Raw genomic sequence first — 11,594 nt, forward strand, 5'->3', positions numbered from 1 at the left:
CCGCAGACACCTTGCGGCAAGACTGCACAAGACGCAGGGGAAATGCCCACAAATCAGGCATCAGCCGCCATCAAATCTGACAAGAACGAATCTATCTTTGCGCTTGGCCGGACGATACATTACGTTGACGTAACCGGAAGATAGCCAGACGAGGGGCGCATGCGGGAGCAGACAAGAGCAGAGCGGATTGCAGACGGAACGGTGCATGTCATCGGCATAGCACTGGGGGTGGCGGCCACCATCATTCTTCTGACACTGGTTATCCCGCAGGAAGATGCGGCCGGGCGCATTGCCAGCATTTCCGTCTATACAGCCTGCCTGATGGCCATGCTGATCTGTTCGGCGCTCTACAACATGCTGGCCAAGAACAACCATGCCAGCTGGTTCCGCCGTTTCGACCATGCCGCCATTTTCCTGATGATTGCAGGCACCTACACCCCCTTTGCCGCCATGGTCATCGGCGGCTGGCCGGGCATGCTGGTGCTTGCGGTCGTCTGGACGGGGGCAATCACGGGCGCCACCATCAAGCTGGTGCGCCTGCAGCGCTTTGACAAATACACCGTCCCGATCTGCCTGGCGCTCGGCTGGGTCATCGTCTTTGCCTATCAGCCGCTGCTGCAAAACGCGTCTCCGCTGGGCTTCTGGCTGCTGGTGGCGGGTGGTGCGCTCTATTCGGCGGGCACGGCCTTCTACGCCTGGAAGTCCCTGCCCTTCCAGAATGCCATCTGGCACAGCTTCGTGCTGGCCGCTGCCATCTGCCACTTCGGCGCCATTCTTTCCGACGTGGCCCTGACACCCGTCCTGACCTGAGCCGGAACGGAAAAGGCCCCGCACATGGCGGGGCCCGATCGTCTCGAAAGGCAGGAATGAAAGCGGCTCAGCCGGCCTTCTTCTTTTCCGCCTCGGCCATCTGCTTCTTCACGCTGTCCGGGATGGCATCCCCCAGAACGACGACCTTGGTGTTCATCGGAACGCGCTCGTACAGGTCGATCACGTCCTGATGCCACATGCGGATGCAGCCGCTCGATACGCTGCGGCCGATGCTCTGCGGCTCGGTGGTGCCGTGAATCCGGTACAGCGTGTCGACATTGCCCTGCCACAGATAGAGCGCGCGGGCACCCAGCGGGTTGTCGATGCCGCCATCCATCTTGCCGTCCTTGTACTTCTTCAGCTCAGGGCGGCGTTCGATCATTTCCTTCGGCGGGAACCATGCGGGCCATTCCTGCTTCATGCGGATCGTCGCAGCGCCGGACCAGCCGAAACCGGCCTTGCCGACGCCGATGCCGTAACGCAGGGCCTTCTTGCGGGAGATGGTCCAGTACAGGAAGTGATTATAGGGATCGACGATGATCGTTCCCGGGGCTTCCTTGGTCTCGTAGTCCACAACCTGACGCCAGAACTGCCGGTCGAAGTTCTTGTACTTGATCGCCGGAATGTTCCAGTCGCCATCCTTGCGGGCCGCATAGGCCAGATCATAGTCGAACTTTTCGTCCGGCAGCGGCGGCTGGTTCGGCAGCCCGACAGGCTGCTCGAGCGTCTGGCACCCAGCGGCCGACAGCACCATGAGCGCCGCACCTGAGAAAAGAAAACCACGCCGGCTCAGACCGCGCGACTCACGTTCAAATTCCGAAGCAACATCCGCTGCCATTTTGGGCTCACCCTTGACCTGACGAACCGTCATAAACGCCATCTTTTGCGCCGGTTCTTCAGGAGAAGGCAATATTCGGGAAGAATGGACAAATGAAATCCCCGCGAGCGCGGCAATTCCGCCACAGATGCGTGCTCCGGCTTGCCATATGGGGTGCCGGAATGGCTAAATGGACGCCACTCCAGCCTGCCCTCCGCCAGTTCCCGGCTCCCTTCACGAGGTTCCCTTGAGCGAATCACAGTCCGGCCATCCGCCCGTGCCCGTTTTCGATGGCCACAATGACACTCTCCTCAAGCTGGAGATGCGCGAGCGTGCCGGACGCGGCAAGTCCTTCTTCGACCATTCCTCAGAGGACCACATAGACCTGCCCCGCGCCCGGGCGGGCGGTTTCGCCGGCGGGCTCTTCGCCATGTTCGTGCCCGGCGTGCAGGACATGCAGCTGATGCGCTCGCTTGGCTCCGCCGATCCGCGCCACTATCAGCGGCTGGGTCAGGAAGAAGCCCTGAGCTGGACCCTTTCCATGACATCGCGTGCCCTGAAGCTGGAAGCCGCTTCGCAAGGCGCCTGCCGCATCGCCCGCAGCGCCCGCGAAATCGAGGCGGCAATGGCAGCCGGACAGATGGCGATGGTGCTGCATATCGAAGGGGCGGAGTGCATCGGCCCGGACCTTGCTGCGCTGGATGTTCTCCATGCCGCGGGCCTGCGTTCCCTCGGCCCGGTCTGGAGCCGCCGGAACATCTTTGGCGACGGCGTGCCCATGGCCTTTCCCTCTTCGCCCGATACCGGCGAGGGGCTGACAGACCTTGGCCGCCAGCTTGTGCGCCGCTGCAATGCTCTTGGCATCATGGTGGACCTGTCGCACATCACCGAAAAAGGCTTCTGGGATGTGGCGGCCATCTCGGATAGGCCGCTCATCGCCTCCCACTCCAACGCCCATGCCCTGTGTCCCAGCGCCCGCAATCTGACGGACCGCCAGCTGGCTGCCATCGCAGAAAGCAAGGGGCTTGTGGGCGTCAATTTCCACTGCGCCTTCCTGCGCGAGGATGGACGCCCCGACAGCAATACGCCGCTCGAAACAGTCGTGCGCCATGCTGCCTATCTCATTGACAAGCTGGGCGAGGATCACGTTGGCCTTGGTTCCGACTTCGACGGATGCCTTGTGCCCCGCGATATCGGCGATGTCTCGGGCCTGCCGCGTCTGATCGCGGCCTTCCGGGACCACGGGTTTGGTGAAAATCTGATCGAAAAGCTGGCCTGGAAGAACTGGATCTCCGTCATCTCGCGCAGCGGAATTTGAAGCCGGTCCATATAGACCGGACCAATCGAGCGTAAACTTGTTTACAATACTATACAAATTTCATGATAAATTATGATACATGTCCGGATAAGCGTGACTGTAAGCTGATCTACATGCATCGCAGGCCGTTTGCTTCAGAATGAGACAATTCCAGCTGCCGAAGTGGCGCGGCAGGCTTGTTCCCGCCAGAAGGTTCTTCCAAAAGACCGCTTCAATCAGCATTCTGCTGTCAGCGGCACGCTTCAGCCTCCGGTGCCATTTGGGTCTGGTTTGCTGTTTCCTGCCGGGCCGCTGCCCGGAACGTGCATGTGAGAAGGTGGGGGCACAGCCGCATGTCAGTGGCGATGCAGATGAAGTTTCCGACGCTTCCGAAGGAGAACGGGCGCAAATCGAATGCGGTTTACGGCAGCTTGAGACGGCTCATCATGCTGTCGGAGCTGAATGGCGGCAGCATTCTGACCGAACAGTCCCTGGCGCACGAGTTCGCCTGCTCGCAAGGCACCATCCGAGAGGCGCTGCTGCGGCTCGAACAGGACGGGCTTGTCGAACGCAGGGGCTATCAAGGCACCTTCGTCACAAGCATCAGTGAGGCAGAGGCAGAGATCCTCATCCACCAGCGTATCGCCCTCGAAAGCGCCGGCATCGCCCGGGCCTGCCTGAACATTGATACGGCCACCCGTGAGTTCCTGCTCCAGTCGGTCGAGGATTACCGCAAGGTCCGTGATCTGGGGGATGGCTACCTTCTCAGCCGTGTCGATCTCGCTTTTCACTTGAAGCTGTTCGAGCGCGCGGATTTGCCAAACCTGATGCCGGTTCTGGCGCGGACACTTCTGCTGGTTCACCGTTTCATGATCGCCCAGCGCGTGGGGGAAACCTTCTGGCTGGATCTGTTCCCGGATCAGCATGTGGCCATCATCGAGGCACTTGGTCAGCGGGATCCGGAGCTCTGCCGCAAGCTGATGGCACGGCATGTGGCCTCCAATATCGAGGCTTTCCATCCCATCATGTTCAGGCGCCTGTTTGGCGGCATGGATCAGCCGTCCGCCTGAGGGGCTGTCAGCCGCTCACCGTGTTCCCCGAAATTGTCAGATGCTGCGGAACGGTGCGGGCTCCGGCAAGGTCGCCGGTCACCGCCTCGCGCCAGCGGTGGCCGACAATGGCCCCGCGGCGCGCCCCGGAAATGATGTTGCCCTGAATGACGGCCGCTCCTGCGCCTTCCACCACGGTCACGGCGATGCCGAGCGGGCAGTCTCTCAGAATGTTCTGGGCAATCAGCAGGTCGCGCATGTAAGGACCCCAGCCCGCAAGGATGCCGTATTTCGGCGCACCCTCGACCACATTGCCGCTGACCACCGTATCGGCTTCCACCGCGATGCCGATGCCAAAGCCCGCCACTTCTTCCGGATAAGGGCCATCCAGGCGGATGTTGCGCACGATGTTCCCTGTCACGGACGCCAGCCGCCCGCCCTGCTGGAAGTTGGCCACGGAAATGCCCATCGTGCCCCCATCCACCAGATTGCCGGAGATGACGGCCCCTTCGAAGCTGAACTCGCTGTAAACCGCCGTCTCGCCCGAACGCAGGCATGTGTTGCCGCTGATCTGCACATTGGAAGCCGAGTTGGCACGGATCGCCGAGAAGGCACAGTCCGACACGTGGTTATTGGCGATGATGACGCCACCCGCGCGAAAGACATTGATGCCATTGCCGTGCTGACCGGTGCCGCCCGCCTTGGCTGCAATCGCGCTGATCCGGTTGCCCGTGATCAGCGTGCCGTCCTCGCCCTGGGTCCAGCGCAGCACCAGCAGCCCGCCATTGGCGCATCCTGTAATGGTGTTGCCGGAGAAGGTCAGCCCCGCCCCCTCAACGGAGCGGATGCCGGCTTCCGCCGCGCCGGAAATCACGCAGCGCTCCACATGACCGCTGCAGCGGTCCAGCGCCAGTCCCGATCGGCTGGAACCGGTGATCTCGCAGTCCGTCATGCCGAGATTGGTGACGCCAATAAAATGCAGCAGGCCGAAGCTTCCCTCCCCCAGCGTCTTGTTGCCGCCGTCAAAGGAGATGCCCTCCAGACGGATGCGGCTGGCGCCATTAGCCCCCATCAGCACACCGCCGCCGCCCAGATGCACCAGCTGTGTGCGCCCCGGCACGCCAACGATCATGGCACCGGAGGGAAGAACAAGGTTGGAAACGGGATAGCTGCCAGCGGGCAGAAACAGCGCCTTGCCGCGGGCCACGGCCCGGTCGATGGCCTTTTGCATAGCGGCGCTCTGGTCTTCGGGCCGGTCCGGCACAAGGCCCAGATCCTGCCCGTCAATACTGCCGCGCAGATCCGCCACCTGTGTCAGCGCCAGAACGGGTGTGCCGGAAAGGGACAGGCCCAGCCCGGCCAGAAAGCCCCTGCGGCCCATCTTCAGCCTGTCTGACCTGCAAATCCCGCTCATCGCCTCACCGCACGTTCCAATCTGGCGCAGCAGGCGGCGCTGCCGCCTGCCATTGTGCAACAGGGAGCAAGAACCATGCCCGCAAACAGGGGCAAGCAAGGGTCAGATGCCGGTAAGCCTGGCGATGTCCTCCACGGCGGCGGAAGCGGGAACCTCGCCGGAGCGCACCTTGTCCTCAAGCGCGCGAATATGGGCGGCCCGGCCGGGATCGCGGGTCAGGGCCTCCATCAGCCGCTGTTGCAGCATGTCCCACATCCAGGACACCTGCTGGCGGGCGCGCCGCTCCTGCCATTCGCCGGTCGCCTGCATCTTGTCGCGGTGCAGTTCCACCTGCGCCCACATCTCGCGCAGGCCCTCGTTGGCAAGGCCGGAGACCGTCACCACCGGCGGCGACCATGTGGGCGAGCGTGGTGCCATGATATGCAGCGCACTGCGGTAATCGGCAGCCGCCGCCCGCGCCCGCATGGCACCCTCGCCGTCTGCCTTGTTGACGGCGATGAGGTCGGCGATTTCCAGGACGCCCTTCTTGATGCCCTGCAACTCATCGCCGGCGCCCGGCAGCATGAGCACGAGGAAGAAATCGACCATCTCCGCGACGGCCGTTTCCGATTGGCCGATGCCGACCGTCTCTACAAGGATCACGTCAAAACCGGCCGCTTCACACAGAAGCATCGTCTCGCGTGTGCGCGCCGTCACGCCGCCCAGCGTTCCGGCGGAGGGGGATGGACGGATGAAGGCCTTCGGATCGACAGCCAGCCGCGCCATGCGGGTCTTGTCGCCCAGAATGGACCCGCCGGTGCGGGTGGAGGATGGATCAACCGCCAGCACCGCGACCTTGTGGCCATCTTCGGTCAGGTTGCTGCCCAGCGTGTCGATGGTGGTGGATTTGCCGACGCCCGGCACGCCGGTAATGCCGACGCGCTGCGCCTTGCCCGTGTGGGGCATCAGCAGGGTCAGCAGATCCCGCGCGGACTGCCGGTGCTCTGCCTTGCGTGATTCCACCAGCGTGATCGCACGGGCCAGCATGGCCCGGTTCCCGGCAAGGATCTGCCGGGCGAGATCGTCGACGGACGGTGTGCGGACAAGGGATTCGGCGCTCATGCCTTCAGGCTTAGCCGATCAGGCCCGCCCCGTCACCATCGCCGAATGTCTGGGTGTCAGCCCTGAGCGGTGGGCGTCCAGACGATGCGCTGCAGGGCAGCGCCCCGCAGCTGGCCTTCATCCGGCAGGGCATCCCAAGGGCCCTGATACTGCGGAATGGCGAAGACAAGCTCCACATTCGGCGCGCCCTTGGAACGGCAGATGGCCATGCCGCGCCACAGGTTCTGGCCGACGCGGCAATCGGACCGGCGCATGCCGGCCTCGGCAAAGGTCATGCCGATGCGCTCGCCGTTGGGGCCGGCCAGATGATGGGTCACGCCATGCACGGCGCGGACATTGCCATCCCGTCCACGGAAGATCTGCAGCACCTGGAAACCATCCGAGTTGAACGCGCCCAGCGCATTTTCGGTGGTGGTTTCTTCCGCCGTCTGGATGGTGTCGGTGGTAAAGCCCGGAAGGGCAGCCTGAATGGCCTTGGAGGAATAGGCCGTTCCGGCACGGATGCCGCCAACACCGGCCCCGGTGATCTGCACCAGCGTCACATTCGACGTCCGCGCGGCCGGCACCGCTGCATAGGACATGGTGCTGACCGAAGACGTGGTCTCCGCATAGTCCGACGTTCGCGAGCATGCGGGCAGAAGCAGGGCAAGACCAAGTGCAGCGGCAAGCGGAAGACGCATGTGAGAATTACTCCGGACACTAGAATGATGCTTCGGCAAATCGGCAGGCAGCCGGGCCAGACGGCATTCCTTTGCCAGCCAATTGGGGCAGCCCTGCGGCAAGCCTGCCCCCTGTTGCGCGGGACAATGGTTGATCCGGGTTAACCAGCCGTTTCGATCAGCGGACTGTCAGGTATCCTGTTTCTTGATCCACTTGGAAATCACCGGCGGCACATAGGCTTCAAAGCCTGCGATCAGATGCGCCGGATCTTCCGATACCAGCAGCATACTGCGCATCTCCGCCCGCACAAAGCCCTTGGAAACCTGCTCATCGAGGAAAGTCAGCAGCGCATCGTAAAAATGCGCCGTATTGAGCAGGCCGAAGGGCTTGGAGTGATAGCCAAGCTGCCCCCAGGTCCAGACCTCGAAGATCTCTTCCATGGTGCCCGTGCCGCCCGGCAGGGTGATGAAGCCATCGGAGAGTTCGGCAAACATCGCCTTGCGCTCATGCATGGACCGGACGATGTGAATTTCGCTGAGGCCCTTGTGCTCCATCTCCTTGGCCTTGAGGGCTTCGGGAAGAATACCGATCACCTTGCCGCCCGCAGCAATCGCACCATCGGCCACCGCGCCCATCAGGCCCACCGCGGCCCCGCCATAGACCAGCGTCTTGCCCGCCTCGGCAATCACCCGCCCCGTCTCGCGGGCGGCCTGTTCAAATGCCGGGTCCGTGCCGAAATTCGACCCGCAGAAAACGCAAATGGACTTCATGTTCTTCCTCGCCCGTACAGCCGTTCGAAGCAGCTTGTTAAAGCAAGCCTCTGGGCAGGTCCATCCATCAGCGGCACACACACCCCATAACCCATGATTGAATTTGCGGTTGCACACCCGCTCTGCGGATTTTTATGTGGTTTCACGGATGCGTGAGTGCTACCTTAACGCGAAATGTCTGAGGGGGCGTTGAAATGTCGAATGTTGCGGGCAAAGCCTATGGCATGAACGTGATCACGCCGGTTCCGCCGAAATGGTCCTGGCTCAATGCCCTGATCTTCATGGTCGCCCGCGTGCTGCCATCGACGCTTTCCGGTCTGCTTGGCCTGTCGATCATCCATTTTGCCCGCTGGGTCATCATCCGGCGCGACCAGTGGCCCGATCTGGGGCAAGGAAAACAGACGCTCCAGAACGATTACATGCTCTTCTGCAGCAATTTCAACGGCACCTGGGACCAGTATATCGACGCCTTTTCCGATGGCATTCCCGGCGGCCTCGATCTCTTCTGGTACTGCTCCACCAAATACCCTCATTCCATTTCGATCTCACCCTTCAAGCGCTACATCCGGGCGAACCAGATCGACACGGACTACTATTACAATGCGACGCCCGGGTCCTCGCAGCGTGAAATCAAGATGGCGCTCAGGGTCTACAGCCAGCTTTTGCCGCTGGCGGAAGCCCATGGCCGGATGACGCCGGAACAGTTTTCCGAGGCATACCGCAAGGCCTGCATCGCGGCCCAGAACAACCTGGGCGTTCCCGGCTTTGCCCCGGTCGCCAGTAACGACACCGAAAACGCCGACCGTAACCGCGAGCCTTATGTCCGCGCCCGCTGGGGCAGCCCACCGCTGCCCAGCGGCCCCGCATCTCCGGGCGCCTGATAGCAGCGCCTGATGCCAGCCCCTTCACCGGTCCCGCTTTCCTGCTGCTCGCGGCACCGCAACGGCCCAACCTGATCCGGAGGAACCCAATGCCCAGTTTCGATGGTGGCCACTATTTTCTCACCGTTCTGGTGCCGGTCCGCACTGACCTTCTGCCGCAAACGAAAGTGACGGACGAGTTGCTGGAGCGGGACGACAACACGCCTGTTTCCTATGCCGACCAGTTGCGCAGCACCCTCTCCACCTTGCCGGTGGCGCTGCAATCGCCTGCGACCATTCACACAGGCATCCAGAGTTTCTTCGCACGTAACCTGCGCACACATCTCACACGCTTCGTGGTCATCGAGACCCCGATGTACAATGGCCGGAATCCGCAGGATTCCATTTATGCGTCCATCGCCGCAACGGACCTGACGCAGCCTCAGCCGCAGGATCAGCTTTCCTGCCCCTTCCTGCTCTGGGCCGTGGATTTTGATCCCGTCGACCCCAAAGCTCCGCCCTCCGAGGAACCCGCTGCCTACCTGCGCGAACTCTGGGCCCAGATGCAGCCGATGCTGCATGATGTTTTCATCAACTGCTACGGCTTTGCCGACCGGGTGAAGGACGCGGACAGCTTCGCCCGCTACATCCTCGACTGTCAGGTCGAGACGACCATGCCCTTCAACGACTACTGGATCACGCCGCCGCCCCTGCCTTCCCTCGGTGGCTTCTTCAGCTTCTACGCGTTTCCGGCCATTCTTGCCGGCGCTGCCTTCGTGCTCGGCCTCATCGGCTGGCTGATCAGCGGTCTCTTTGGCGTTGATCCCTTCCTCTGGATGGCAGCCTCCACCTGGGGCTGGATCACCTGCGGCGGTTTCATCAGCCTGCTGCTTCTGGCGGTTTTCGCATACGTCCTGGTCCTGCGGCGGGGCGCCGTTCCCTTCCCTCCGGCACCCAATTCCGATCTGCGCTCCGTTCTCAAGGCTATCTATCTGCAGCGCCATTTCACGCGCTTCATGATCGCCAACCAGGGGCTGGATGACGAAACGCTCTACCGGAACTTTGGCGAGTTCATCACCCAGCATCAGCCCGCAAATGTGTCCGCGCCCACCCAACCGCCCGGTGTCATCGGCTGAGCCGCCGACGACGAGGAGACTTCTTCATGACCGTGAAACTCGATCTCGCCGACATTCAGGGCAACATTCTGGCGCCCTATGGCAAGCAGGGCTATCCGAAGGCACGCTACTTCACGCTGCGGATCAATGACCCCGCCGAAGGGCGGCGTTTTGTCGAGACGATCCGCCGCAAGGTCACGACGGCCGCATCCCTGCCGGGCAGCAAAGGCACTGCCGTCACCCCTCCCGAAATCGCCATCAACATCGCCTTCACCTTCTCCGGCCTGTTCATGCTGGACGTGCCGACACGCACCCTGCAGGGCTTCCCGGACGAGTTCATCGACGGCATGCCCAAGCGCTGCATGATCCTGGGGGATGATGGCCCCGCCGGTTCGATCAAGGACTGGGATCCGGTCTGGCGCACCAATGGCGAGCCCAATCTCGCCATCGCCCGGCGCATCCACATGCTCGTCACCCTGAATGCCCGGATGACGGTCCCCGATGCCCTGGAAAAGGCCACGGCGAACCTGCGCGCCCTTTGTGCGGAACATCGCGTCGAGATACTTGCCGGACACGGCGGCCCCAATCCGGATTTCCAGGAAGTCACCGTCCTCTACGACCGCTCGTCAGGCCACCCCATTCCGACACCAAAGGAGCATTTCGGCTTCACCGACGGCATCAGTGACCCGGTGTTCCATGGCCAGTACGGGCCTGAAACGGAAAAGACCGTTGTGGTTGGCAACGGCAAGCTGACGCCGGACCAGACATGGGAGCCGCTGGCGACGGGCGAGTTCCTGCTCGGCTATCCGGACGAGGCGCAGGAAGTGCCCGGCGCGGCCATGCCGCTGGAGTTCTCGCGCAATGGCACCTTCATCGCCTACCGCAAGCTTCACGAGAACGTCGCCACCTTCAAATCCTACATGAGCGAACAGGCAGAACTCTACGCCCGCATCATGGGCGTTCCGCAGGACGAAGCCTATGAGACGCTGATGGCCAAGTTCGCCGGGCGCTGGTCCGACGGCATCCCGCTCATCCTCGCCCCAACCTATCAGGACTGGATCAGCGAGCGCTGGAACACGTGGCGGTCGGATCTTCTGAAGGCCCAGATTGCAGGCGATGACGCCAAGGTGCTGGCTCTGTCGCAGGTGATCACCGACTACGACTTCAAGGGCGACCCCAACGGCACGGCCTGTCCCATCACCGCCCATACCCGCCGTATGAACACCCGTGACAATCTCGATCCCGGCTACGGCTCGGCTGAGACGCGCAAGAGGGCGTCATCGGTCCTGAACAACCGGCGCCGCATCCTGCGCCGGGGCCTGCCCTATGGCGCCAGTGATCCGGCAGCGCCCACCGACGACGGTGACCATGGCGTCCTGATGCTGATCATGTGCGCCAGCCTGTTCCGCCAGTTTGAGTTCGTGCAGCAGCAGTGGATCAACTACGGCCTCGATTTCAACGCCGGAAACGACACCTGCCCGATACTCGGCCGTCACGATGCAGAGGCCAAATTCGTCATTGCAGTGGATAAGGACAGCGGCAAGCCGCCGTTCATCGCCGCCCGCCTGCCTCAGTTCGTCACCATGCGCGGCGGCGACTACTTCTTCGTCCCCAGCATGACCGCGCTGCGCATGCTGGGCATGGGCATCATCGATCCGACCTGATCCGCAGCGGGGACGCAAACCGCGCCGGAACAGAACG

Annotated in this window: 11 protein-coding genes; 6 read left to right on the forward strand and 5 right to left on the reverse strand. The window is 62.6% G+C overall.

All coding sequences use genetic code 11. From position 1 onward, the window contains the following. Positions 1–159 precede the first annotated feature (159 nt). Positions 160–810, forward strand: a complete 651-nt coding sequence (gene trhA / locus ACVNHC_RS00530; protein ID WP_050471009.1) for a PAQR family membrane homeostasis protein TrhA — start codon at positions 160–162, stop codon at positions 808–810. A gap of 67 nt (positions 811–877) precedes the next feature. On the opposite strand, the gene ACVNHC_RS00535 is transcribed toward trhA, so the two are convergent. Next, complete coding sequence (locus ACVNHC_RS00535; RefSeq protein ID WP_123195607.1) at positions 878–1,648, reverse strand: L,D-transpeptidase; 771 nt, start codon at positions 1,646–1,648, stop codon at positions 878–880. Between the two features lie 226 nt (positions 1,649–1,874). Between ACVNHC_RS00535 and ACVNHC_RS00540 the strand changes: the two genes are divergently transcribed. Both ACVNHC_RS00540 and ACVNHC_RS00545 read left to right on the forward strand, forming a co-directional pair. Next, positions 1,875–2,945 (forward strand): dipeptidase, encoded by a 1,071-nt coding sequence (locus tag ACVNHC_RS00540; protein ID WP_457166162.1) that lies wholly within the window; start codon positions 1,875–1,877, stop codon positions 2,943–2,945. A gap of 350 nt (positions 2,946–3,295) precedes the next feature. Next, the gene (locus tag ACVNHC_RS00545) at positions 3,296–3,994 is read left to right on the forward strand and encodes a GntR family transcriptional regulator (RefSeq protein WP_160318725.1); all 699 of its coding nucleotides are present in this window, start codon (positions 3,296–3,298) and stop codon (positions 3,992–3,994) included. Between the two features lie 7 nt (positions 3,995–4,001). Here the strand turns inward: ACVNHC_RS00545 and ACVNHC_RS00550 are convergent, their stop codons facing one another. The 4 genes from ACVNHC_RS00550 to ACVNHC_RS00565 all read right to left on the reverse strand — a co-directional run bounded on the left by ACVNHC_RS00550 (position 4,002) and on the right by ACVNHC_RS00565 (position 7,918). Next, entirely contained in the window at positions 4,002–5,387 is a 1,386-nt protein-coding gene (locus ACVNHC_RS00550) for a TIGR03808 family TAT-translocated repetitive protein (RefSeq protein ID WP_457166163.1), read from the reverse strand. 102 nt (positions 5,388–5,489) lie between these two features. Next, positions 5,490–6,488: a methylmalonyl Co-A mutase-associated GTPase MeaB gene (meaB, locus tag ACVNHC_RS00555; RefSeq protein WP_457166164.1), complete on the reverse strand. Its 999-nt coding sequence runs from the start codon at positions 6,486–6,488 to the stop codon at positions 5,490–5,492. A gap of 56 nt (positions 6,489–6,544) precedes the next feature. Next, positions 6,545–7,168, reverse strand: a complete 624-nt coding sequence (locus ACVNHC_RS00560; RefSeq protein ID WP_019962872.1) for a DUF1131 family protein — start codon at positions 7,166–7,168, stop codon at positions 6,545–6,547. A 168-nt stretch (positions 7,169–7,336) separates the two neighbouring features. Next, entirely contained in the window at positions 7,337–7,918 is a 582-nt protein-coding gene (locus ACVNHC_RS00565; protein WP_050471004.1) for an LOG family protein, read from the reverse strand. Positions 7,919–8,112: 194 nt separating this feature from the next. Here ACVNHC_RS00565 and ACVNHC_RS00570 point away from each other — a divergent pair, with 194 nt between their 5' ends. The 3 genes from ACVNHC_RS00570 to ACVNHC_RS00580 all read left to right on the forward strand — a co-directional run bounded on the left by ACVNHC_RS00570 (position 8,113) and on the right by ACVNHC_RS00580 (position 11,557). Next, positions 8,113–8,799: a hypothetical protein gene (locus ACVNHC_RS00570; RefSeq protein WP_058900449.1), complete on the forward strand. Its 687-nt coding sequence runs from the start codon at positions 8,113–8,115 to the stop codon at positions 8,797–8,799. Positions 8,800–8,888: 89 nt separating this feature from the next. Continuing rightward, complete coding sequence (locus ACVNHC_RS00575) at positions 8,889–9,914, forward strand: hypothetical protein (protein ID WP_050471002.1); 1,026 nt, start codon at positions 8,889–8,891, stop codon at positions 9,912–9,914. A 26-nt stretch (positions 9,915–9,940) separates the two neighbouring features. Beyond that, complete coding sequence (locus ACVNHC_RS00580; RefSeq protein ID WP_457166165.1) at positions 9,941–11,557, forward strand: Dyp-type peroxidase; 1,617 nt, start codon at positions 9,941–9,943, stop codon at positions 11,555–11,557. The last annotated feature ends 37 nt before the right edge of the window (positions 11,558–11,594 follow it).

The organism is Pannonibacter sp. Q-1, from assembly GCF_054073275.1.